This window comes from Halalkaliarchaeum sp. AArc-CO, assembly GCF_024972735.1.
GTDB lineage: Archaea > Halobacteriota > Halobacteria > Halobacteriales > Haloferacaceae > Halalkaliarchaeum.
Map to the genome: position 1 here is coordinate 1,469,396 of NZ_CP087723.1, position 23,286 is coordinate 1,492,681.

At 64.9% G+C, this 23,286-nt stretch carries 25 protein-coding genes, 1 tRNA gene and 1 pseudogene; 15 read left to right on the forward strand and 12 right to left on the reverse strand.

Features of this window, described 5'->3' with window-relative positions; all coding sequences use genetic code 11:
- Window positions 1-28 precede the first annotated feature (28 nt).
- From AArcCO_RS07920 to AArcCO_RS07930, 3 genes are all read left to right on the forward strand, one after another.
- Complete coding sequence (locus AArcCO_RS07920; protein WP_259536353.1) at window positions 29-877, forward strand: DUF8054 domain-containing protein; 849 nt, start codon at window positions 29-31, stop codon at window positions 875-877.
- Between the two features lie 82 nt (window positions 878-959).
- Window positions 960-1,211 carry a DUF8006 family protein gene (locus AArcCO_RS07925; protein WP_259536354.1) on the forward strand — a complete coding sequence of 84 codons (252 nt, stop codon included), beginning with the start codon at window positions 960-962 and terminating at the stop codon, window positions 1,209-1,211.
- 79 nt (window positions 1,212-1,290) lie between these two features.
- A complete protein-coding gene (locus AArcCO_RS07930; protein ID WP_259536355.1) occupies window positions 1,291-2,172 on the forward strand; it encodes a homoserine kinase in 882 nt (293 codons plus the stop codon).
- A gap of 17 nt (window positions 2,173-2,189) precedes the next feature.
- Here the strand turns inward: AArcCO_RS07930 and pdxS are convergent, their stop codons facing one another.
- Window positions 2,190-3,098: a pyridoxal 5'-phosphate synthase lyase subunit PdxS gene (gene pdxS, locus AArcCO_RS07935; protein ID WP_259536356.1), complete on the reverse strand. Its 909-nt coding sequence runs from the start codon at window positions 3,096-3,098 to the stop codon at window positions 2,190-2,192.
- Window positions 3,099-3,261: 163 nt separating this feature from the next.
- Between pdxS and AArcCO_RS15970 the strand changes: the two are divergent.
- The 3 genes and pseudogenes from AArcCO_RS15970 to AArcCO_RS07945 all read left to right on the forward strand — a co-directional run.
- Window positions 3,262-3,408 (forward strand): annotated as a pseudogene (locus AArcCO_RS15970) (ATP-binding protein); the annotation flags it as partial.
- Between the two features lie 140 nt (window positions 3,409-3,548).
- Window positions 3,549-3,824, forward strand: coding sequence for an AbrB/MazE/SpoVT family DNA-binding domain-containing protein (locus AArcCO_RS07940; RefSeq protein ID WP_259536357.1), 276 nt, complete (start codon window positions 3,549-3,551; stop codon window positions 3,822-3,824).
- On the forward strand, window positions 3,821-4,207 hold the full coding sequence (locus AArcCO_RS07945) for a PIN domain-containing protein (protein ID WP_259536358.1): 387 nt from the start codon (window positions 3,821-3,823) through the stop codon (window positions 4,205-4,207). Before AArcCO_RS07940 ends, AArcCO_RS07945 begins: the two co-directional genes overlap by 4 nt.
- Before the next feature lie 258 nt (window positions 4,208-4,465).
- On the opposite strand, the gene AArcCO_RS07950 is transcribed toward AArcCO_RS07945, so the two are convergent.
- The 5 genes from AArcCO_RS07950 to thyA form a co-directional block, all read right to left on the reverse strand.
- Window positions 4,466-4,540 (reverse strand) — tRNA-Glu (locus tag AArcCO_RS07950).
- Window positions 4,541-4,657: 117 nt separating this feature from the next.
- On the reverse strand, window positions 4,658-5,827 hold the full coding sequence (locus AArcCO_RS07955; protein WP_259536359.1) for a metal-dependent hydrolase family protein: 1,170 nt from the start codon (window positions 5,825-5,827) through the stop codon (window positions 4,658-4,660).
- 56 nt (window positions 5,828-5,883) lie between these two features.
- Window positions 5,884-6,660 carry an archaeal proteasome endopeptidase complex subunit alpha gene (gene psmA / locus AArcCO_RS07960; protein WP_259536360.1) on the reverse strand — a complete coding sequence of 259 codons (777 nt, stop codon included), beginning with the start codon at window positions 6,658-6,660 and terminating at the stop codon, window positions 5,884-5,886.
- Window positions 6,661-6,808: 148 nt separating this feature from the next.
- Window positions 6,809-7,309 carry a dihydrofolate reductase gene (locus AArcCO_RS07965; RefSeq protein ID WP_259536361.1) on the reverse strand — a complete coding sequence of 167 codons (501 nt, stop codon included), beginning with the start codon at window positions 7,307-7,309 and terminating at the stop codon, window positions 6,809-6,811.
- Window positions 7,306-8,334 (reverse strand): thymidylate synthase, encoded by a 1,029-nt coding sequence (gene thyA / locus AArcCO_RS07970; protein WP_259536362.1) that lies wholly within the window; start codon window positions 8,332-8,334, stop codon window positions 7,306-7,308. Before thyA ends, AArcCO_RS07965 begins: the two co-directional genes overlap by 4 nt.
- A gap of 83 nt (window positions 8,335-8,417) precedes the next feature.
- Between thyA and AArcCO_RS07975 the strand changes: the two genes are divergently transcribed.
- The 8 genes from AArcCO_RS07975 (at window position 8,418) to AArcCO_RS08010 (ending at window position 15,554) form a co-directional block, all read left to right on the forward strand.
- Window positions 8,418-9,044, forward strand: a complete 627-nt coding sequence (locus tag AArcCO_RS07975) for an MBL fold metallo-hydrolase (RefSeq protein WP_259536363.1) — start codon at window positions 8,418-8,420, stop codon at window positions 9,042-9,044.
- Between the two features lie 66 nt (window positions 9,045-9,110).
- Window positions 9,111-10,724, forward strand: a complete 1,614-nt coding sequence (locus AArcCO_RS07980) for a cobyric acid synthase (protein WP_259536364.1) — start codon at window positions 9,111-9,113, stop codon at window positions 10,722-10,724.
- A gap of 14 nt (window positions 10,725-10,738) precedes the next feature.
- Window positions 10,739-11,410, forward strand: coding sequence for an HAD family hydrolase (locus tag AArcCO_RS07985; RefSeq protein WP_345780883.1), 672 nt, complete (start codon window positions 10,739-10,741; stop codon window positions 11,408-11,410).
- Window positions 11,410-12,360, forward strand: a complete 951-nt coding sequence (locus AArcCO_RS07990) for a CobD/CbiB family cobalamin biosynthesis protein (RefSeq protein ID WP_345780884.1) — start codon at window positions 11,410-11,412, stop codon at window positions 12,358-12,360. Before AArcCO_RS07985 ends, AArcCO_RS07990 begins: the two co-directional genes overlap by 1 nt.
- Window positions 12,357-13,133 (forward strand): adenosylcobinamide-GDP ribazoletransferase, encoded by a 777-nt coding sequence (cobS, locus tag AArcCO_RS07995; protein ID WP_259536367.1) that lies wholly within the window; start codon window positions 12,357-12,359, stop codon window positions 13,131-13,133. Before AArcCO_RS07990 ends, cobS begins: the two co-directional genes overlap by 4 nt.
- Window positions 13,133-13,741 (forward strand): NTP transferase domain-containing protein, encoded by a 609-nt coding sequence (locus AArcCO_RS08000; protein WP_345780885.1) that lies wholly within the window; start codon window positions 13,133-13,135, stop codon window positions 13,739-13,741. Before cobS ends, AArcCO_RS08000 begins: the two co-directional genes overlap by 1 nt.
- Entirely contained in the window at window positions 13,742-14,833 is a 1,092-nt protein-coding gene (locus AArcCO_RS08005; RefSeq protein WP_259536369.1) for an aminotransferase class I/II-fold pyridoxal phosphate-dependent enzyme, read from the forward strand.
- Window positions 14,826-15,554, forward strand: a complete 729-nt coding sequence (locus tag AArcCO_RS08010) for an adenosylcobinamide amidohydrolase (RefSeq protein ID WP_259536370.1) — start codon at window positions 14,826-14,828, stop codon at window positions 15,552-15,554. Before AArcCO_RS08005 ends, AArcCO_RS08010 begins: the two co-directional genes overlap by 8 nt.
- 5 nt (window positions 15,555-15,559) lie before the next feature.
- On the opposite strand, the gene AArcCO_RS08015 is transcribed toward AArcCO_RS08010, so the two are convergent.
- From AArcCO_RS08015 to AArcCO_RS08040, 6 genes are all read right to left on the reverse strand, one after another.
- On the reverse strand, window positions 15,560-15,931 hold the full coding sequence (locus tag AArcCO_RS08015; protein WP_259536371.1) for a DUF192 domain-containing protein: 372 nt from the start codon (window positions 15,929-15,931) through the stop codon (window positions 15,560-15,562).
- A gap of 163 nt (window positions 15,932-16,094) precedes the next feature.
- Complete coding sequence (locus AArcCO_RS08020) at window positions 16,095-16,841, reverse strand: phosphoglycerol geranylgeranyltransferase (RefSeq protein WP_259536372.1); 747 nt, start codon at window positions 16,839-16,841, stop codon at window positions 16,095-16,097.
- 70 nt (window positions 16,842-16,911) lie between these two features.
- The gene (locus AArcCO_RS08025; RefSeq protein ID WP_259536373.1) at window positions 16,912-17,130 is read right to left on the reverse strand and encodes a hypothetical protein; all 219 of its coding nucleotides are present in this window, start codon (window positions 17,128-17,130) and stop codon (window positions 16,912-16,914) included.
- Between the two features lie 62 nt (window positions 17,131-17,192).
- Entirely contained in the window at window positions 17,193-18,479 is a 1,287-nt protein-coding gene (gdhB, locus tag AArcCO_RS08030; RefSeq protein WP_303650973.1) for a glutamate dehydrogenase GdhB, read from the reverse strand.
- 9 nt (window positions 18,480-18,488) lie between these two features.
- Window positions 18,489-18,635, reverse strand: coding sequence for a rubrerythrin-like domain-containing protein (locus tag AArcCO_RS08035; protein ID WP_259536374.1), 147 nt, complete (start codon window positions 18,633-18,635; stop codon window positions 18,489-18,491).
- A 92-nt stretch (window positions 18,636-18,727) separates the two neighbouring features.
- Window positions 18,728-21,199, reverse strand: a complete 2,472-nt coding sequence (locus AArcCO_RS08040; protein ID WP_259536375.1) for a bacterio-opsin activator domain-containing protein — start codon at window positions 21,197-21,199, stop codon at window positions 18,728-18,730.
- A gap of 296 nt (window positions 21,200-21,495) precedes the next feature.
- Between AArcCO_RS08040 and AArcCO_RS08045 the strand changes: the two genes are divergently transcribed.
- Window positions 21,496-23,274 carry a glutamate--tRNA ligase gene (locus AArcCO_RS08045; RefSeq protein ID WP_259536376.1) on the forward strand — a complete coding sequence of 593 codons (1,779 nt, stop codon included), beginning with the start codon at window positions 21,496-21,498 and terminating at the stop codon, window positions 23,272-23,274.
- The last annotated feature ends 12 nt before the right edge of the window (window positions 23,275-23,286 follow it).

The window sequence follows — 23,286 nt, forward strand, 5'->3', positions numbered from 1 at the left end:
CTACCCTGTGGAACGACCTCCGGAAGGTATGATCGAGGTTATTTCTCGGACAGTGGCGTCGATAGCGAAGCCGGAGTACACTGGCGAGAACCGATGTCTGCCGTGCACTGGTGTCAATCTCGTGATCGCGGGGGGCCTTGCGATCGCCGCTGGTGTGTTCCAGCCGGTGCTGGGCGTGGCGGTTCTCGTTGTTTCCCTGGGGGCGATCTATCTACGTGGGTACCTCGTTCCCGGGACGCCAGCACTCACGAAGCGATACCTTCCGGCTCGCGTGCTCCGGTGGTTCGGCAAAGAGACCGCTCGGCCGGTCGTGACGGGTGACTCGATCGACATCGGAGAGACGTTGCTCTCTGCGGGCGTGCTCGTCGAAGACCCCGACACGGAGGATTTCGTCGTCGAGCCCGCGTTCGCCGCCGAGTGGATAGATCGGGCCCGACAGTATTCCGACGCCGACACCGACGAGGCGCTGCTTGCCGACTTCCTGAAGGTCGAGGAGACCGATCCATCGCGGCGTGAACTCGGCTTCGAGTGGCGCGGACTCGCGTTCGTCGCCCACCTGGGGAACGAACGGATCGGACGCTGGGAGTCCAGATCCGCGTTCGTCGCGGACATGGCTGCGGCCGACGCTCTCGCCCGGCGGTGGGAGGGCTGGACCGCAGTTCCGGTCGCACACCGGGGCGAACTGCTCGGCGGACTGCGACTGTTCCTGGAAACGTGTCCGAGATGTGACGACGTCGTGTCGCTGGATCAGCAGGTGGTCGAATCCTGCTGTCGCAGCTACGACGTCGTCGCGGCGACCTGCGATGGGTGTGGCGATCGGCTCTTCGAAGCCGACGTCCCGCCGGCAGTCGCCGAGGCGAGTCGGCCCGCCAACTGATCTGTCTCCTCGCAGTGATCTCACCCGACTTCTCCGTCCGGGAGCGGAACGTTAATGGGGACGGTATGCTGATACGTGCGTAATGATTCCCCTGCAGTTCGTGGACAGCATCCTGCTGGAGTACCACATCGGGCAGGTCCTTCTTCTGGTGTTCGGACTGGCGGTCCTCGGAAGCCTGCCGCTGGGTTCGAGAAAAGTACTCGCGTTGAACGTCACGGCGTTCGGGCTGGTATTCGCGCTGACCCCCCAGAGCCTGGTGCCGCTGTGGTACATGTTCTTCGGACTGGTGTTGCTGCTCGTGGGGCCCGTTCTGTGGTACACCGCGGAGGACTGATTCCCCCGACAGCCCGCGGACGCGGTCTCCGACTGCGTCGTTCGCTACATTTTTCCCCGGCGTTGTGGAACGGGTTGCTATGATCGCGGTCCGGGCGCCGGCGACAAGTGCGAACCTCGGGAGCGGCTTCGACGTCTTCGGGGTGGCGTTGTCGCATCCTGCCGACGTCGTGGCGGTCGAACGCGCCGAGGAAACGACGATCGAAGTGACCGGCACGGGGGCCCAGTACATTCCCGAAGACCCGGAATCGAACGTCGTCGGTGCCGTCGCGGAGGCGCTTTCCGCGCCAGCACACATCCGCATCGACAAGGGGGTCCGTCCGGCGTCCGGACTCGGATCCTCGGCGGCCTCGGCCGCCGGCGCGGCGCTGGCGCTCGACCGGCTGTACGACCGTGGGAACAGCCTGGAAGAGTTGGTACCGATCGCCGCAAAGGGCGAGGCAGTAGTCTCGGGCACCGCACATACGGACAACGTCGCCCCGTCGCTGCTCGGCGGATTCACGGTTTCCTCGAGCGACGGGATCCGATCGGTTGACGCGTCGATTCCACTGGTAGCGTGTCTCCCAGACGTCGCAGTGTCGACCCGTGACGCCCGGCGCGTCGTGCCCGAGACCGTCGACATCGAGTCGCTCGTCGGCACGGTCGGACGGGCATCGACGCTCACGGTCGGGATGTGTCGGTCCGATCCGGAACTCGTCGGCGAAGGGATGGTCGACACAGTCGTGACGCCGGCCCGAGCCGAACTCATCACGGGCTACGCCGCCGTCAAAGACGCCGCCCTGAACGCCGGCGCGACCGGTGTCACTGTAAGCGGAGCCGGTCCAGCAGTGCTCGCCTGCTGTCGGAAACCCGATCGACGATCCGTCGCCGGGGCGATGGTTGACGCGTTCGTCGAGGAAGGGGTGGACGCGCGGGCGTATCAGACCGAGATCGGTCCCGGTGCGACGGTGCTGGATCGCTGACTGGCGTTGCTTTCCGCTCAGACGCCGCGGTTCTGGAGGCGTTCGTCCTCGGGGAGGTCGGCGGTGGACTCGCCGCGCATACCGCTGCCGACGTCAGTGGCAATCTCGGCGAGCGTTTCCGGATCGTCCCAGTTGTTGACCGCCTCGACGATCGCGGTGCCCATCTTTTCGGGATGTTCGGCGCCGAAGATCCCGGAGCCGACGAAGATCCCATCACAGCCGTGGTGCATCATAAGCGCCGCGTCGGCGGGCGTAGCGATTCCGCCGGCCGCGAAGTTGACCACCGGAAGTCGACCCATTTCGGCGGTTTCGTGAACCAGCTCCCGGGGTGCGCCGTGTTCGCGGGCCCACGCATCCCGTTCCTCGTGGTTCAGTCCAGTGAGCGTGCGGATCTGTTCTTTGATCGTGCGCTGGTGTTTGACTGCCTGGTTGACGTCGCCGGTTCCGGCTTCGCCTTTGGTGCGGATCATCGCGGCGCCCTCGTTGATGCGGCGCAGTGCCTCCGGCAGATCGCGTGCGCCACAGACGAACGGGGCGGTGAACTCGCGTTTGTCGATGTGGTGGGCGTCGTCGGCGGGGGTGAGTACCTCGGATTCGTCGACCATGTCGACGCCGAGTGTTTCGAGAATCTCGGCCTCCTTTCGGTGGCCGATCCGGGACTTCCCCATCACCGGGATGGAAACCTCATCGATGATCTCGACGACGTTCGCCGGGTCGGGCATCCGGGCGACGCCGCCTCGTTTTCGGATGTCGGCCGGAACCGCTTCGAGGGCCATCACCGCGACGGCGCCGGCGTCCTCGGCGATGCGCGCCTGCTCGCGGTCGACGACGTCCATGATCACGCCACCCTTTTGCATGCGAGCGAACCCGCGTTTGATGAGTTCCGTCCCGTGCTCGAGCTCCTCGAGATCCGTTGCCTCCGACATGGTACGCCGTAGCGGAAGGAGCTATTTAACGCGTGTCTTTTCAGCTCCAGATTGTCCCGTATCCAGCGTCGAGAATGACGTGAATTTCGAGTCCAAGCCTCCTCTTCAGAGTAGTTGCTGAAGTTCTCGCGTAAAACTCGTTCGCTGCAGTGCTCCGACGGGGATTTGAACCCACGAACTTCCATCGTTGATTCAGCGACTGTGGGACCACAGCGTCGAGGAGTCCGCGACGACCCTCGTCCGTCCCGGATCGGCGATCGGGATGATGGACGACCTCACACTCGATGGATGCGCCCCACTGTACGGTCGTATTTTACTCCAAGATGTCTATACTCGGGACAACCCCCGGTGTGAGTGGGTACAGGCATAATATTAGCACAAGCTATGCTATGGGGCATTAAACCCATATTTGGGATAAAACCTTTATCTATGCCATGCGAACGGATACTTATGTCAGTAGAAACAGATTCGCACGGGCGGCTGTACCTGTCCTCAGAACTGAGGCAAAAGTATGGTGAGAGATTTCACGTCGTTGAATACGAGGATCGCCTCGAACTCATCCCTATCGACGAAAACCCGCTTCAGGCAATTCGTGAAGCTGCCGGTGACGCATTCGAGGGTGAGTCGGTAGAAGAACTCCGTGAAAGCGCGAGAGAGCAGGCGAAAAAAGATGCTGAAGCGGGATTTGATCGAGGAAAACGCGCAGTAGAGGATAGCGACGAATGACTGCGTACGTTGAGACAGACTATCTCCTCGCCCTCGTCAAAGACTCTGACTGGCTAAAAAACCGAGCAGAGAAAGTGTTGAAAGAGCAGGACGTCGTCACCTCTACGTATTCATATTTGGAAGTGCTGCTCATCAGCGAGCGCCACGAATTCGACTACACCAAGCTGTTCTCGAATATGCTTGACGTCGTACCCGTTGAGACCGATGAAGAACGCCAGATTGTGCTAAAGGCTGTGAAATATTTTGAGGAGGGAATGACCGCGTTTGACTCCTTCCACGCTGCTACTGCCGAAACTCGCGGCCATCCCATCTTGAGCTCTGACAAAGCATACGAGGACGTCGATCCCGAGCGTATTCCATTGGAACCGCCCAAAGACGAATAAATCTGTTCGAGAAACCGAGGTTTTTGGAACAGCAAATGTAGAATAGTCATTTCATCTGAATCGAATTGCCCTGATGTTTTGGTGAGAAACGTACAATCTAGTAGAAGTAAACCTCCAGAAGGCGGAAGGAAAGGAGTGCTCCGACGGGGATTCGAACTCGCCGAGACGTGCTCGCTCACTTCGTTCGCTGCGAGCGACTCGTCTGCTCAAATCCCCTCTGTGCGCGCTTCGCTCACTCGTAAAACTGGTTCGCTGCAGTGCTCCGACGGGGATTTGAACCCCGGTCATTGCCTCGAGAGGGCAATATGATTGGCCGGACTACACTATCGGAGCGTCCACGTTCTCTCGAACGCAATAGCGAGTAGCGATGTGACCCCTAAAACGCTTCCGTTTCGCCGCCGCCGTGCGATCCGTCACCACCGTTCCACCGCGGTCGACCCCGCTCGACTCTCACCTGATCTTCGATCCGTCCTTATAAACTGCCGTCGGTGACTGCCACGCCGTGGCATCCGTGTTCGGATCCGCATCCAACACCACCAGATCCGCACGATACTCCGACTCCACGCGCCCAACGTCGTCGAGCCCCAGTAGCTCCGCCGCGTTGACGGTCGCCGCCTCCAGCGCGGTCTCGGGGGCCATCCCGTACTCGACCATGTACGATAGCTCCCCCGGGATGTTCCCGAAGTAGTTGAACGGGGTCCCGGCGTCGGTGCCCATCGCCACCCGGACGTCCGCAGACAGTGCGTTCTCGAAGGCACTCCCGAACGCCTCGGCAGCCTCCTCGGCCTTCGCGACGGCCTCCTCGGGGATGCCCGCCTCGACGCCGTGTTCGACGATCCCCCGCAGGGCGCTCGCGGTCGGGACCCAGTAGGTTCCCCGATCGGCCATCAGTTCCGCCGTCTCGCGACTCATGAAGGTCCCGTGCTCGATGCTCGTGATCCCCGCCCGGACGGCGTTTTCGATCCCGCGGTCGCCGTGGGCGTGGGCGGCCGTCGGGACGCCCTTCGCGCTCGCCGTCTCCACGAGCGCCTCGAGCTCTTCGGGGGTCAGCTCCGGGGCGCCAGTCTGGGCGCCGCTTGTCAACACGCCGCCGGTCGCCATGCACTTGATTACCTCTGCGCCGGCCTTGAGCTGCTCACGGACGGCCTTCCGGATCTCTGCCGGACCGTCGGCCTCCCGCCCGAACCAGTAGCCGTGTCCGCCGGTCATCACGACGTTTTCGCCTGCGGCCACCACCCTCGGCCCCTCGATCGTGCCCTCGGCGACGGCCGTTGCAGCGTCGACCGCCAGCGTCTCCCGCGAGCCGAGGTCCCGAACTACGGTCACACCCGCCGAAACCGCCGTCCGCAGGTTCTCGGCTGTGCGGTAGGAAGCCATGTACGCCGTGTCGTCGAGGTACTCCTCGACGTCCGGACGGCCGTCCATCGGCAGGTGGACGTGACTGTCGATCAGCCCCGGCGCAATATACTCGCCGGAGACGTCTGTCACTCGCTCGGCGTTCGCTTCCTCGAGTGCGGGGTCGTCCGTACCGACCGCCGAAATCTGTCCGTCTTCGATCGCGACGTCGGCACGCCGTGTTCCGGACGCGTCCGCCACGTGGCCGCCACACAGAAGGTGCATACTCGCGAGTCGACTCCCGGAATCGTAAAATCACCGCAGCCGGCGGAACGGGCCGGTTATTCCGCGCTGTCGTCCTCGTCGTCGTCGGTCGCGTCGCCGTCGCCTGTGTCCTCGTCGTCTCCCAGGATCCGATCGAGCACGTCCGCGACGTCTTCGACTGGACAGTGGCGGTAGCCGTCCTCGGGCGTCACCGTCACCAGGTTCACGTGCTCTGCCTCGAGCTCCTCCGACCGGACCTGCAGCGCCCGAATCGCGAGTTCGATTCCGTCTTCGAGCGTGAGTTCCTCGTCCCACTCCTCCTCGAGGAGCGACTGGATCTCGCTTCTGTCGGCGCCGATGACGGTCGCGCGCCACTCGTGTGGCGTCCCCGAGGGATCGGCGCTGAACAGCCGGGGACGGCCGTCCTCGATGCCGCCGATCAGAAGGGCAGCCCCGAACGGCCGGGTACCACCCATCTGGGTGTTCTCCTGGATGTAGTCGGTGACGTGTTTCGTCAACGCTTCGACGCCGACCGGCTCGCCGTATCGCAGCTGGTTCCCCTGGGCGAACCGCCGTGCGTAGTCGATCAGGTTCCGAGCGTCGGCGACGTGGCCGGCGTTGGTCGTCCCCACGTGGTCGTCCAGCTTGTGGAGCTTCTCGATGCTCTCGGCCTCCATCAGCTCCGAGGAGGGCTGTGCCAGCGCCGCCAGGACGACCCCTTCGGGGGTCCGGATCCCGACGCTCGGCGCACCGCGCGAGACTGCCTCGCGGGCGTATTCGACCTGATAGATCCGTCCGTCGGGCGAGAACAGCGACGTTCCGCGATCGTACGCCTGCTGGTCGTTGCCCCTCATCGTCGGTCCTCCCGGGTCGTCGGCGACAGTGATCCGGCCGTCTGTTCGGTCATCGCGCACGGCTATGGCTGCCGCGGGGAAAAACCCTCGCGAATCGGCACGACTCCCGTCCGGCCCTGCTGTCGTCTCCGGAGCCGGTCTGCACTCGCTACGACCGGCGTTCGTACGTCACGAACGAGAACGCTTCCCTGTCGTCCCGTTGGACCTCCCGCCAGTCCTCCCGGTCCCACGACGGGAACCGTGTGTCTCCCTCGTGTGACTCGTGGATCTCTGTCAGCTCCATTCGGGTCGAAAGCGGGCGGAACGCTTCATATACTGTCGCTCCGCCGGCGACGAACACCTCCGAGACGCCCATCTCCTCGGCCGCCGCCTCGGCGAGTTCGACCGCCTCGTCGACCGACTCCGCGAGGAGAACCTCGCCGGGGACGTCCGGGTCCGATCGCGAGAGGACGACGTTCCGCCGGTCGGGAAGCGGCCCACCGAGCCTGGCTTCGATCCCCTCGTATGTTCGACGGCCGAGTACCACCGGATGGCCGGTGGTAAGGCGCTTGAACCGACGGAGATCCTCGGGATACTCCCACGGGATCCCGCCCTCGTCGCCGATGACGCCGTTTTCTGCCACCGCGGCGATCAACGTGAACGTCGTCATTCTGCGACCGCGAAGTCGATGCCCGGTTCCGGGTCGTAGTCACGCAGATTGATGTCCTCGAAGCCCAACTCCTCGAGGGGTTTGTCCGCGATCTCGATCTCCGGACGGGCGTTCGGCTCGCGGGTGAGCTGTTCGAGCAGCCCGGGGACGTGATCGTACCCCTCTTCGTCGGGCGCTTCCGTCGGTGCCTCCGACTCGATCCACGCGTTGAGCTCCGCGTAGTCGGCCGCCCGGTCGGCGTCGGCGAGGCGCCGTTGCAACTCCGGCAGGTTCTGGGCGTACCACTCTCCTCGATTCCCTTGCCCGCAGTAGACGTGGGCGTCGACGATCGTGTGACCGAACTCCCCGAGTTCGAACCCGGTACGCTGGGCGATCGCGTTCGCGAGCAGCGAGTAGGCGGCGATGTTGAAGGGCACTCCCAGCGCGATGTCGCCGGAGCGTTGCATCAGCTGACAGTGGAGCTTCCCGCCCTGAACGTTGAGGACGAACGTGTAGTGACACGGCGGCAGCGTCGACACCGCCGCGTTGGCGGGGTGCCACGCGTTGACCACGTAGCGCCGCGAGTGTGGGTCCTCCAGGAGTCCGTCCAGCACGTACTGGATCTGATCGAACGTCCGCCGGACGCCCGTTCCCGACTCCGTCTCGACGGTGATCCACGGGTTGTCGTCGTCCGGCCACGACTCCCCCGGGAGCTGGCCCGCAGCTTCGGGGACGGGGTACCGTCGCCAGAACCGGCCGTAGGCGGTGTCGAGAGCCCCGTCCTCGTCGGCCCAGGCGTCCCAGATCCCTGTTTCCTCCGAGAGGTTCCGGACGTGTTCTTCCCCCGAGAGATACCACAGGACCTCGTGTATCAGCGAGTTCCAGCGGTAGCCGTCGAGTTTCTTGGTCGTGAGCAGAGGATACCCCGAGGCGAGGTCGATCGTGTAATGCTGGCTAAACGACGCGATCGTGTCGACGCCGGTTCGGTTCGGTTTGTACGTTCCGGTCGCGAGAGCGTCTTCGACGAGATCGAGGTACTGTTGCATGGCTCGGTTGTCGGTGGAGACGACCGGGGCCAGATACAAATAGATGCAGATAATTGAACTACCGACCCTCCGTAGGGAGAGCCATGATCCGTAACCTGGCAGCCGGCGTGCAGGCGTTCACGAGCAACGCGTTTCTCGTGGTGGGCGACCGGACAGTACTGGTCGACACCGGCGCCAACTTCGACATCGTCCCCCGAATCCGCCGAGAACTCGAGGAGCGAACAGTTGATGGGGACGACGGCGTCGACAGGGGTGGATCGACGACGCTCGACGCCGTCGTGCTTACCCACACTCACCCCGATCACGTCGGCAACGTTCCGGAGGTGAAAGAGGCGTTCGACGTCGAGACGTGGGGGTTCGACACCGACCAGCCCGCCACCGACAATCCGATCGAAGACGAGGAAACCGTTCGACTGGGCGATCACGACTACCTTGCGGTCCACACGCCGGGGCACAAAAACGATCACCTCTGTTTTTACGCCCGCGAACCGGGAATCCTCTTCGCGGGAGACCTCGTGTTTCAGAACGGTGGATTCGGCCGAACCGATCTCGCAGAGGGCGACCGAGGAAAACTGATCGAGAGCATCGACCGAATCCACGCGCTCGTCGGCGACGACGTCGCCGAGATGCACGTCGGTCACGGGCCGAGCCTCACCCGAAACCCGTCCCACGACGTGGAACTCGCCCGCCAGGCGGCCCGGATGGGATAACCACCTTCTCGGGATTCGAACCGGATCCCGTACGTTCTTGTCGGACCACGACAGACGGACGGACAAGTGACCCGAACGATCCTCGTCGCCGGTACGGCGTCACACGTCGGGAAAAGCACTGTCGTTGCCGGCCTCTGTCGTCATCTCGCCGATCGCGGGTTCGACGTCGCGCCGTACAAAGCACAGAACATGTCGAACAACGCGCGTGCGGTCCCGAAGGCGACGGCTCCCCGTCCGGTGGACCGCGATGGTGCGACGGATTCCGACGACATGCCGGAACGTGACGGGAACGCCTTCGGCGAGATCGGCGTCTCCCAGTACGTCCAGGCGCGGGCCGCCCGTATCCATCCGACGACCGATCACAACCCGGTCCTTTTGAAGCCCCACGCCGAGGGCGCCTCCCAGCTGGTCGTCGACGGCGACGCGGTCGCGACGCTCGCGGCCGGAGAGTACTACAGCGACTACTGGGATCGCGCCCTGGAGGCCGCCAGCCGAGCACACGGACGGCTCGCGGCCGATCACGAGGTGATCGTCGCGGAGGGGGCCGGCAGCGTCGGCGAACCGAATCTGCGGGATCGCGATCTCGCGAACGTCGAAACCGCGCGCTTCGCCGACGCCGACGTGGTGCTCGTGGCCGACATCGAACGCGGCGGTGCGTTCGCGAGCGTCGTCGGCACTCTCGAACTCGCGCCCGATGACGTAACCGACCGGATTGCTGGCGTCGTCATCAGCAAGTTCAGAGGCGACCGGGAGATCCTGGAACCGGCGATCGAGGAGCTGGAGGAACGCACAGGCGTCCCCGTATTGGGTGTCCTGCCCTACGACGATCCCGGTCTCCCCGAGGAAGACAGCGTCTCCCTGCCGGCGGTCGGCGAGCGCGCCGTCATCGGCGACGACGACGGCGTCCCCGAGCACCGAACCGTACAGGTTGGTGTCCCGCGGCTCCCTCGGGCCTCGAACATGACCGATCTGGGGCCGCTGGCTCGAGAGCCCGGCGTCCGGGTGGTCTACCTCCCGCTTTCCGCGTCGCTCGACGGGATCGACGGCCTCGTACTCTCGGGGACGAAAAACACCGTCGACGACCTTATCGCCCTCGAATCCGCCGGCATGGTCGAGGAGATCGCCGACTTCGAAGGCCCGATCGTCGGCCTCTGTGGCGGCTACCAGCAGCTCGGCGAGCGCATCCTGAACGCGGACGTCGAGGGGACCAGGGGCGAAACCGAACTCGAGGGGATCGGTCGGCTCCCCGTCGAGACGCGATTTTCCACCGAGAAACACGTCGAGGCCGTCGAGCGAACGCTCGCGCCGACGGCCGCACTCGGCGGCGCGACGGGGACCGTCTCCGGCTACGAGATCCACATGGGGGACACCGCGCTCCGGGAGAGCAAAGGGAGTTCGACGGACGATATCGACCGGCCGGTCGGCCCGACGAGCGCGGCGATGGATGACGTACTCGGGACGTATCTCCATGGGCTGTTCGAAAACGAAACCGCCCGTCGGGGCTTTCTGACGGCAGTCTTCGAGGCGGCCGGTCGACGACCGCCCGAGGCTGCCGGAAGCGACGCCGGCGTACCCGACCCGTACGACGCAGCCGCCGAGCTCGTCGCCTCGAACCTGGATCTCTCGCCGCTGAAGCTGTCGCCGGAGAAGCGACCTTCCCGGGAGGGAAAATACCCGTGAGCGACGATCGGTCGATCGCGATCACGTTCGATCTCTTTGGAACTCTCGTGTCGGCTTCCCGCCCGGACGATCCGGCGGAGGCCCTCGCGGAGGAACTCCGGACGCGGGACGTCTCCGTTCCAGAGAACTGGGAGGAACTGTACGCCACTCCGCAGGTCGACATCGAGCCGGGTCGGGAGCTCTCGCTTCCCGACCACGTTCGAGCGGCGCTCGAGGAGTCCGGGGTGGACACAGACTCCCCGGGGCAAAGCAGGCGCCCTGACGGGCCGGGATCTGGCGAAGCGGACGTCGTCACTGAGGCAGTTCGTGCCGCGTTCGACCGCCGAGTGAATCGTCGGGATGGAGCCGGGACAGCGATCGAGGCGGCATCTCGGAGGGGACGGGTTGGCCTGCTCTCGAACTGCTCGGTACCGGGACTGGTCGACCGGACGCTCGAACGGGTCGCGCTCGACGGTCGGTTCGACGCCGTTCTCGCGAGCGTCGACGTCGGCTACCGCAAACCGGACCGACGGGCCTTCCAGGCCGCCGCCGACCGTCTCGGTGTCGACGTGACGGATCTCGTCCACGTCGGTGACAATCCGGAAACGGACGGCGGGATCGAGGACGTCGGTGGGATCGCAATCCTGCTCGAGAACGTGTCGCTTTCGGCAGTGCCGGATCGGCTCTCGGAGGTGCGGATCCAGTGATCGAGCTCGCGTCACCGGCGAGTGTTCCCGCGGCCGTTTCCGTCGGCGTCTCGGCCGCCCTCGCGGTCGCGATCGCGTTCCTCCTCGATACGACCGTCGGAGAGCCGCCGAAACGGCTGCATCCGGTCGCCTGGTTCGGGCTGGCCGTCGCGGCGGTGGATCGCGAGTGGAGGCGTCCCCGAGTGGTCGGAACGCTCGCGCTGGGGCTTCCCCTGGGGGCCGCGGCGATCGTGTGGGCGGTCGTCTCCGTCGCGCCGGGTCCAGCAGAAGCACTGGTCGCCGGGCTCGTCCTGTTCGTGACGCTCAGCCGTCGGCTGCTCCGCTCGGAGGCGCGGGCGGTCATCGCCGCAAGCGAGTCGGATCCCGCCGCAGCGCGCGAGCGACTTCCCGCACTCGCCGGGCGCGATCCGGAGTCGCTCGCCCCCGAGGAACTTCGCAGCGCTGCTGTCGAAAGCGCCGCGGAGAACCTCGCGGACGGTCTCGTCGCCCCGCTTGCGGCCTTTGCGGTCGGCGCCCTCGTCTCGCTTCCGGTTGCCGCGGCGGCCGCCGCCTGGGTGAAAGGGGTCAACACGCTCGACTCGATGCTGGGCTACCGGTCGAAAGCCGTCGGCGGGCCGAGCGCACGTCTCGACGACCTCGTGATGGCGGTTCCAGCGCGGGCGAGTGCAGTGTTAATTGCAGGTGTTGCGCTGGATCCCGCAGCGATCCGTCGGGCCGCTGGCTGGGCACGAACGCCCCCGTCGCCGAACTCGGGCTGGCCGATGGCGGCGCTGTCGGCCGCCATCGACGTCAGGCTCGAAAAGCCCGGATCGTACGTTCTCAACCCCGACGCGGCGTTTCCCGACGTCGGCTGCGGACTCGAGGGAGTCCGACTCGTCGACCGGGCCGCGATCGCGTCGTTTTTGCTTTCGGGCGGCTGGGTGTTGGGTCTGGGAGGTGTCCTCGGGTGACTGACGGACTGTTGCCCGCAGTCCGGGGGGCGATCGGGTTCCTCTCTCGGATCCCGATCGGCAGGGAGACCCGGGACTGGGAGGCGTTCGAACGCACACCGACGGCGTTCCCGCTCTCGGGGTACGTCATCGGTGCGCTGATCGGCCTGCCGGTCGCCGTCGTCGCCGCGGCCGGGGTTCCCGCCGCGAGCGTGGCGGTCGTCGGACTGCTTGCCGTGTACGCGGTTGCAGGGATCAACAACCTGGACGGCTTGCTGGATCTCGGCGACGCGGCAGTCGTCCACGGCGACCCGGACGAACGGGTCGCGGTTCTGAAGGACACCACCGTCGGCGTCGGCGCGATCGCGGTCGCCGTTGCCGCGCTCGTCGCGCTCGCGTTCGGATTTTACGGGCTCGGACGCGTCGGCTCCACAGCAGTGTTCGCTGTCGTGATCGCCACCGAAGTCGGCGCGAAGCTGTCGATGGCGGCAGTCGCCTGCGTCGGCACAGCCAGACACGAGGGGCTCGGATCGGCGTTCACGACGAATGCGGACCGCAGCGACCTGGCGGTTCCGGTACTCGTGTCGCTACCGATCGTCGCGGTGGGTGCTCCCGTCGGGGCTGTTGTCCCCGTCGCCGCCGCACTCCTCGGCGCGTTTCTGGGAGGCGGATTCCTGGCGGCCTGGGCGAACCGCCTGCTCGGCGGCGTCAACGGCGACGTGTTCGGTGCGGCGAACGAAATCGCCCGTCTCGCCGGACTCCACGTGGGGGTGATCGCGTGGACGCTCTCGTGATGTGTGGCGGGCAGGGAACCCGCCTCGAATCGGACACTGAAAAACCCCTGGTGCCGATTTGCGGCGTTCCAATGGTGGATCGGGTCCGGGAGGCCCTCCGGAACAGTCGCGTCGATCGGGTGTACGCTGTCGTGTCGCCACATGCACCGGAGACCACCGCTCACCTCGACGGCGAGCTCCCGTGCATCGAGACGCCGGGGAACGGCTACGTCTCCGACCTTCAGACTGCGCTCCAGGCGGGACCGGTCGAACCCCCAGTACTCACGGCCGTTGCCGATCTGCCGTTGCTCGCATCCCAACCAGTGAACCAGCTGATCGCACACGCCCGGGAAGACCCTCGAAACAGGAACGTCGACGAACGCCCCGAAGGCGGCTTTCGCGTGCGATCGGCCACGACCGTCGTTCCGGCTGCACTCAAACGGGAACTCGAAGCGAGCATCGACGGCGACACCCCCTGGATACCGGCGGGGCTCAACGTGGTCGCAGCGACCGAAACCGAACGGGAGGACAGTCTCTTCTACAGCTGGGACGCACGGCTCGCAGTGAACGTGAACCGCAAACGCGACGTACGCGTGGCCGAACGTCTTTGTACGGTGGAGGAACCGTAGATGGATCCACACTCGATCGACGGCGTCGAACGCGCGACCCACGGCGGAACCGAGCGGGATGACCTGCTGGATTTCAGCGCCAACACGAACCCCAACACCCCTGCGGGAACCCGTGCGGTTTACGAGGCCGCGTTCGACGACGCCCGCAGATATCCCGACGACGGATACGACGCGTTCAGGCGGGCCGCAGCCGGCTTCCTCGAGCGGTTTCACGGCGAGGAAGAATCGGGTTCCGGCGACGCGTCCTCCGGCGACGTCGACCCCGAGGACGTCGTCGTGACACCGGGCGGGCTGGCCGCGATCAGACTTGCCGTCTCCGTTACCGTCTCGCCCGGCGACGAAGTCCTGATTCCAGCACCGAGTTTCGCCGAATACGAGCGTGAAGTCCGACTTCAGGGGGCAACACCTGAGTTTTACGGTCAGGACGAACTCCTCGGATTGGATCCGGAGCCGTACCCATTGGCCGTCGTCTGTACGCCGAACAACCCGACTGGGGAGCTTCCCGATCCCGATCGCCTGCGGGAGTTCACACACCGGTGTCGGCGCGCAGGGACGGTCCTCCTGGCCGACGAGGCGTTCCTCGGCTACCTGGATGCCCCGTCGCTTGCGGGCACGGAGGGCACCGTCGTCGCTCGATCGCTGACCAAACTGTTCGGCCTCCCGGGGATCAGGGTCGGCTACGCGGTCGCGACTGGCTGCCTCCGCGACCGGCTCGAAACAGCGAGGCGGCCCTGGAACCTCTCGACGCCGGCCGCCCGCGTGGGAACCCACTGTCTCACCGCCGACCGCCGGGGTGATCGGTTCGTCGAAGCGACCCGCGAGTCGGTCGCACTCGAACGGAAACGGATCCAGAAACGGCTCTCTACGGCGTTTGAGGTCGTCTCACCGCCGTCATCGGAGCCTGCAGCGCCGTACGTCCTGTTCGACGTCAGCCCGTCGGGACGGACCGTCGAGGAAGTCGTCGAAACCGCCCGCGATCGGGGCGTCGAGATCCGGGACGCGAGGAGTTTCCGCGGACTCGATTCCCACGTACGGGTTGCGATAAAAGGGTCCGACGCGAACGACCGGATGCTGGAGGCGTTGAATGTTTGAGACCAGCCTCACTGGTAGGGTCCTCGCGATCCGGCGACCGGAAACCGTCTGGTTGTCCACCGGCTGGCGCGGCGGGAGACGCGTCGCGGACGCCGCCTACAGCGTCACTGTTCCGGAGGGCTGGCATCCCGACGACCTCGCTGTCGACGTCGCCGACCGGTTGTCCGAGCCGGGAGTCGCCGACCTCCCGGCCGACGAGATCGGGCGAGCGGCACCGATACTCCTGACGGGAGTCGACGCCGAGAACGCACGCGGAGCCAGGCTGGGACCGGTGGAGGCGTACGCGACAGCGGGCGTGTCGAACCTCGCGGAGCTACCGATGGATCCGGAGGGCACCGAACTTCCGGACACTGGAAACGAGGACCGTCCGATCGGAACGGTCAATCTCGTGGTCGGGACCACCGCCGCACTCTCGAAGGGGGCGCTCGCCAACCTGGTGGCGGTTGCCGCCGAGGCGAAAGCGGCGACGCTGCTGTCTGCAATCGGCGCGCCCGGAACGACCAGCGACGCGATCGTCGTCGCCTGCGATCCGTCCGGCCCGGAGACGACGTTTTCGGGGAGCGCGACCGTCGTCGGCAACGCGGCGCGCGCCTGCGTTCGGGAGGCGGTCCGGGCCAGCCTGGCTGCCCGATACGACGAGAACCCGCCGCCGACCGCGGTCGATCGCGCCGAGTACGGCGTCGTGACCGACGATCGGGCCGAGGTTTTCTCGCCCGAGTAGCCGAGCTAGCCGTCGTTTTCCTCGATGAGCTCGATCGTGTCGCCCGGGTTCACGTCGGCGGCCGTCCCGGCCGGCAACTCGAGTATCGTGTCTGCGGTTGCCCGTGCGAACCCGATCCAGGGACGGAGTCGCTCGACGCGGATCACCTCGGGACCTGTGAGCCAGACCGCGTCGATCGGGAACGGAACGAACAGCATGTGAAGCGTTCGCGTGTCCGGACGGTCGAACCGAAACACGAGGGCGTAGTCGTCGGGGATCGACCGGCGAAACATCAACCCTCTGGCCTGTTGGAGCGTCGTGTCGGCACGGTCGATTGCGGTGGCCAGTGTCCGTTCCTCGCGTGCGTCCGGCGGACCGCGACGATGAACGAGTCGCACGTTCTGGGCTCCTCCAGCGATCACTTAACAGTTGTTGGCAATGTGATTTACTTTAGTTAGCTCGGAACGCGTAAACTGGCGTTCCGAACTCGATTACCGCGGATTCGTATATAAACCTGAGTCATATTGCCAACTACTGTTAACTGTACCTCGTCGCAATCGTTCACTCGGCGTCCGGGCCCGTCGCGTCGACGGCCGTCGATTCCGCGTGAGCGTCTTTCACGCCCTCGACAGTGTCGCGCACCGCATCGACCCCTTCCTCGTGGAGGAGATCCCCGACGACGACGACGTCCGCGTGTTTCCCCATACGGTAGGCGTCGTCGTAGTCGGCGATTCCGCCCCCATAAAACAGCGTCGCAGTATCGAGCGCGTCAGCGGCCGCAGACACCACGTCGGGGTCCCCGAGCGTCCCGGAGTACTCGAGATAGACGATCTCTTGACCGAACAGTTTCTCGGCGACTGCGGCGAAGGAGGCGACGTCTTCTGGGGCCTGGTCGCAGTCGGCGTCGGTGTATTCAGCTACTGCCGAGTCGGGGTTCAAGACGACGTACGCCTCGGTGTGGGTGCGATCCCAATCGAGCCCGTTTTCGATCCGGACCCACTCCTTGTGGGCGCCGGTGATCCAGAAGCTGTCCTCTGCATTGAACACCGTCGGGATCAGGTAGCCGTCCAGTGCCGGCGAGTCGATGACCACCGACGGGTTCGACGGCTCCTGATACAGCGGAACGTCGTGTCGGGAACACGCTTCGATTACCCGCTGCATCTTCTCTTCGGTTATCCCGCGCGTACCACCGATCTCGATGGCGTCGGTGCCGGTCCGACAGACGTCCGCGAACGTCTCCCCCGCCACAAGATCCTTGTCGGGATCGACTTTCAGTACGTGGTCCCAGCCGTCCCACGGTGCACTCATTGAACTGCTATTGTCCCCCAGGGGGTTAAAAAGGGTCCGATAGGGATAGCTCGGGGTGCCGCGGTCGGACTCACAGTTCGCCGGCGAGACGTTTTGCAACGGCTCGCGCTTCTTCGGGTCGGTCGACGTGGTGTCTCGGCGCCCGCTTCGTCGCGACGTCCCGACCGCAGCCGTCTTCCGGATCACACGTCACGGAGATCTGCCAGCCGGTAGAGTCCTCGAGGTATCGGTAGTACAACGCTGAACCACACCGATTACAGGTCGCCGACGGGTGACGTCGAAGCACCATCGCGCCGGGATGGAGCCGGCTTCGGACTTAAGCGTTCGTGCGTCAGTCGCTCGAACGCTCGTTCAGGGCCACAGTCCCCGGGTCTCTTTGGCGGCGCCGATCCGTTCGAGCGCGACGACGTACGCTGCGTCCCGCCAGCTCACGTCGCCGGCCTCGACCTCCTCGCGGACCGAATCCCACGCCGAGAGCATCTCCGACTCGAGCTCGTTGTACACGCGCTCTTTCGACCACTTCCGGCGGTTGATGTCCTGGAGCCACTCGAAGTACGACACCGTAACTCCGCCGGCGTTGGCGAGTATGTCCGGGATCACCGGAATCCCCCGCTCTTCGAGCACTCGATCCGCGCCGGAGGTCGTGGGACCGTTCGCCCCTTCGACGACGACGTCCGCCTGGATCCGGTCGGCGTTCTCGAGAGAGAGTACGTTGCCGATTGCCGCCGGAATCACCACGTCAACGTCCAGTTCCAGCAGTTCCTCGTTCGTGACGGTGTTGGGCGCGTCCTGACGCATCACCGCTTCCGGTTCCTCTTCGTGTGACGGCACCGTTCGGGTGTCGAGGCCGTCGGGATCGTAGATCCCCCCGTTTACGTCGCTTACAGCCACGACTGTTGCGCCCCAGTCGTCGAGGAGCCGGGCGGCGTTAGCTCCGACGCTACCGTACCCTTGAACCGCGACGCTGGTCTCGCGGATGTCCATGTCGTAGTAGTCTATCGCCTCCCGGGCGATAATCGCGACGCTGCGTCCCGGCGCCTCTTCCCGACCGTGGCTCCCGCCGATGACGGGCGGTTTTCCGGTGACGACGCCGGGGGCAGTCTCGCCTTCCTGCATACTGTAGGCGTCCATGAACCACGCCATCGTCTTGCCGTCCGTCCCCATGTCGGGGGCGGCAATGTCCTTGTGAGGGCCGACTTCGTCGCGGATCTCTTCTGCGAATCGGCGGGTGAGTCGCTCCTTTTCGCGCGTCGACAGCTCCTTCGGGTTCACGACCACGCCACCTTTCGCACCGCCGAACGGGATGTCCATCACGGCGCACTTCCAGGTCATCCACATTGCCAGTCCGACACACTCGTCGGCGGTGACGTCGGGATGATACCTGAGCCCACCCTTGTACGGGCCGCGGACGTCGTCGTGTTGTGCACGATAGCCCGTAAACACGTCGACGGTGCCGTCGTCTCGTTTGATCGGTACCGAGACCTCCACGACACGGGTCGGATGGTTGAGTCGCTCGATTACGCCAGGATCGACGTCGACGTGGGCAGCCGCCTCGTGCAGCTGACGTCTGGCGGTTTCGAGTGCAGTTTCGTTTTCTGAATCTTCACCTGTAGCTTCCATCAGTGCTTTCTGAGACATGGAGGGTAATTACTCGAACGGTGTCGCTCGGTTGCGCATCGGCGCTGCACACTCCGGACAGTCGCCCGGATAGCTCGCCGCGGTGACGGTCTGGCCGCAGTTCGGACATTCGTACTCCGAGCGCCCGTCGACGTCGTAGGCTGCGTCGCGACACATTGGTACAAATTTGGGTACGAACTACCTGCAGATAGGTGAGTTGGGTGAACTGTAAACCACCCTTCGGAACGAAGGGGTTTACTATTCAACTTCTATTCAACTGTTATATACTCGTCCCCGCTGTCGAACAGCGACGTGAACAGTTTGTCCTGGACCCGACGGACGTGGTTGTAAAACGCGGTGTGTGAGATGTCCAGCGTGTCCGCGATCTCGCGGCCGGAGACGTTCCTGTTCGGTTCGAAGAAGCCGCTGTGATAGGCCACGCGGGCGACCTCCTCCTGCCTCGCGGTCAACAGCGCGCCGACGTCGTGGTCGGTGTCTCTGGACCGGAGCTGCTTTTGGCGTGCGGTCAGTTCTACCTCCGCAAACTGTGTGGAGAGCAGTTCGTCCACCGATCGCGACGTCGCCGCGTCCGGGACGTCGACGACCAGATCGAGCGCTTCCGGCGTGGCCGTGAGTGTCCGGCGGGTCGCACCGTGGTTCGCCAGCAGCGAGGTCACGAACGGCTCGTCGACCGTCAGGCTGACGAGTCCTCCCTCCCCCGACTCCCGAATCACTTCACAGTCTCGGACGGAAACGAGTTCGGTGGCCTCCGCAGCGACCGCCTCCGGGCTGGCCCCCTCGACGTCGACGAACACCACCGTGCTCTCGTCGGTGCGGGTCACCTCGCTTCGGACTTCCAGACGACAGTCCAGTGCCGTCGCCAGCCGCGAGAGGATCGATGCCGGATCCTCGAGCCGGTAAGAGAGCCTGAAGACGGTGTCGCTTTGAAGCGCTTCCTTCCGCTGGACGTCGTTGATGGCGGAGCCGATCGTGGCTCCCAGCTCCTCGAACACCGACCGAACAGTGTCGCTAAAGGAGTCCGGCTCGTCGTCGTAGACGGTTAGCGTCCCGAACAATACGTCGTCGTACATCAACGGAACCGACATAATCGAGTCGAACTGCCGAGACACAGCCTGCTTGCACCAGTCGGCCTCCTGGAGAACGTCCGCGACGTTCGGTACAACCGTCGTCGATCGGTTCCGTGCGGTCTGGAGTGTCGGTTCCTGGATCTCCATATCCTCCTGGACGGACAGCGAGATGTCGTCGAGATATCCGCTTCCGTCGCCGGCCCACTCTCGGGGACGGAGGTGACGATCGCGTGCGGTTGCCTCCCCGATCCACACGAAGGTGAAGCGGTCGCTCGTGGCCAGCCGCTCGCAGACGCCGCGTTCGATCTCGGCTCTGGAGTCGGCGTTGACCAGGATCCGGTCGATCTCCCGAATAATCTCGTTGAGGCGGTTCGCTTCCGTCAGACGGCGGTTCCGCTTTTTGAGTGTTTCGTCCCGTTCTCGGAGCTGCGTTTCCCGCTCCAGGCGATCGAACGCCGCCTCCGTCGTGGCCGCAAGCAGCTCGGCGATCTCTTCGTCGACGTCGGCGAGCTCTGCCTCCCCCGTGGCGGCTGCCAGCAGAACACCGTGATCATCCAGTGGGACGGCAACGACCCCCGACAGGGTCCCGAGCAGGCTGTCCGGGAGGTCGCTTTTGTCCACGTCCGATCGCGTAGTCCTCCGGCCGTCCACGTACGCCCGGCTGATGCAGGTCTCCTGGTCGAGACTCACGTCGGGAAGCGATCCGGCCGCCAGCAAGAGCGGCTGTGACACTGCCATCGGGTACAGGACGTTTTCCTCCCTGTCGAACCGATACAGAGCGACGCCACCGTTCGAAAGCGCCGTGGTCGCGTCCTTCGCCACCCGGGTCGCGATCTCGGCTTTCGTCTCGGCGTACAGCAGTTCTCGGCTCGTCTCCTGTAGCTGCGTCAGTGCGGTCTCGCGCTGTTTCCGTTTGGTTATATCCCGACAGCTGTACAGCGTCGTTCCCCCCTGGATCGACACCTGCCGGACGTTCACGAGCAGTGCGTGCTCGTCGCCGTCCTTGTCGGTCGCGGTACATTCGAGGTTCGTGAGCACACCCTCGGACTCCAATCGTTCCCGGTCGAAGAGATCGCCGCCGAGGAGCGCATCGATCGTTCCGAACTCGTGAATTTCCTCGACGGTGTAACCGAAGATGAAGTGAACGTTCGGACAGACGTACGTGAACTCCCCTTCGTCGTTCGTCACGAGGATCGTCTCCGTCATGTTCGTGAGCGTGACTCGATGGAGCTGCTCGGACTGTCGAAGCTCCCGTTCGAGACGCTCGCGTTCGGCCTGCAGTGAGCCCTGGACGAGAATACGACCGCCGTCCGATCGGGAGCCGTCACCGATCGGCTGGAATCTGAACTCGAGTTTCGTTTCGGCGTCGGCAGGATCACCGCCGTTCGGTCGGGGTGCGATCGTCGCCTCGACGTTCGCGTACTCGCCGTCCGCCGCGTCGGTGACCGCGTGCTGGAGCCGTCTTCGGGTTTCGACGTCACCCTGCCACGGGAGCGCCCAGAACCGCTTTCCCTCGAGGTGTTCCCGGGATGCGTTCAGACGGCCGGTCGCGGCGTCGTTGATCTCGCGGACGGTCCCGTCGGCGTCGAGGATCGCGACGAACCGGTCCGGATCCTCGAACAGCGAACCGACGACGCCCTCGCCCGTTTCCATAGTCGAACGAAGTAGTCTCGGAGCGAAAAACCTGTCTCTCGTTCCGATCCCCGACACTGTCAGCCACGTCCTCGACTTGTATTTCCCTTAAAACCCGGGGATCGTTCACGCTGCAAGCCGTTTTTGGTCGGCAACACCGGGTCAAAAACGACGACCGCCTTTTTCCTGTGGCGTCCGTAGCGGACGTTGCCCCTACCCGGGTGTGCTCTCGACGGAGCGCGTCATCGGATCCGGGCGTCCGCAGATTGGGGCGTCTTCGGATCCCTTTTTACTGCGCCCAGGCGAAGCCTCCGTCAATGGACGAAACTCTGAAACAGCGCGTTCGAACAGAGGCGAAACGACACGCCCTGTTTAACGCCCTCAAACACGGCAACGACCCGGACGTCGGAGCGATTATGGGGCCGCTCATGGGCGAGAATCCCGACTTCAGGCCACACGGCGACGAGATCCCCGGCGTCGTCGCCGGCGTCGTCGAGGAGGTCGCGGGGCTTTCCGAGACCGAACGACGGGATCGGCTGGCCGAACTCGCCCCCGAGATGATCGCGGAACTCGAGGCCGACGAAGAGGACGACGATAACGTTCTGCCGGAACTGCCCGACGCCGAGCAGGGTGCGGTCGTCATGCGCGCGGCGCCGAACCCCAACGGGCCGTGGCATCTCGGACACGCCCGCATGCCCGCCGTGATCGGCACGTACAAAGACCGGTACGACGGGGAGTTCATCTGCCGGTTCGACGACACCGACCCGGAGACGAAACGGCCGGATCTCGACGCCTACGACGCGATTCTCGAAGACATCGACTATCTCGGCTTCGAGCCGGATCGGGTACTCAAAGCCAGCGACCGCCTGGAGACGTACTACGAGCACGCACGAGAGCTGATCGAGCTCGGCGGGGCGTACACCTGTGACCTGCCCGCCGAGGAGTTCTCCGAGCTGAAAAACGCCGGCGAACCCTCACCCAACCGCGACAAAGAGCCCGAAACGGTGCGGGAAGAGTTCGAGGCAATGGTCGACGGGGAGTACGCATCCGGAGAGATGGTCCTTCGGGTCAAAACCGACATCGAACACAAGAACCCGGCCCTGCGCGACTGGGTCGCGTTCCGGATCATCGACACCCCCCACCCCCGAACGGAGGCGGCCGACTACCGGTGCTGGCCGATGCTCGATTTCCAGTCGGGGATCGACGACCATCTCACGGGCGTCACCCACATCATCCGCGGGATCGACCTCCAGGATTCGGCGAAGCGTCAACGGTTCGTGTACGACTACTTCGGGTGGGAGTACCCCGAGGTCCTCCACTGGGGACACGTCCAGCTCGACGAGTACGAGGTGAAGCTGTCGACCTCGACGATCAAGGAGCTGATCGACGAGGGGAAACTGACCGGCTGGGACGACCCGCGCGCGCCCACGCTCGCGTCGGTTCGGCGTCGAGGGATCCGCGGCGAGGCGATCGTGGAGGCGATGATCGGACTCGGAATGTCCACCGCCGACGTCGATCTCGCGATGTCGACGGTGTACGCGAACAATCGCGAACTCGTCGACGACGAAGCGAACCGTTACTTCCTGGTTCGAGATCGGGAGGGGAAACCCGCCGTCGAGGTTCCAGTGCGGAGACCTGCCGGTGTGGCCGATTCCGGGAGTCCAGCCGTCGGCACGCCACCGCTACATCCGGACCACGAGGACCGTGGTCGGCGGGAGATTCCAGTCGGGGATGCCGTGCTACTCGAAAGCGACGACCTTCCGGCCGACGGCGAGCGAACGTGGCTGAAGGGGTTCGGCTGCGTTCGCTACGAGGCTGCAGACGCCGACGCGAGTGCGGAAACGGGCGTGTTCGTCCCCACAGGCGACGACATCGACGCCGTCCGGGAAGAGGGCGTCCCCGTGGTCCACTGGGTTCCAGCCGACGGCGGAATCGACGTCCGAATGCGGACGCCCGACGGCGACGTCCGTGGCGTCGCGGAACCGGATTTCGCGGCAGCTGACGTCGACGAGGTGATCCAGTTCGAACGTGTCGGGTTCGTTCGTGTCGACGGGTCCGGTGACGGGGAGTCGGTCGTCTACTACGCACACCCCTGAACTCCGAGCCAC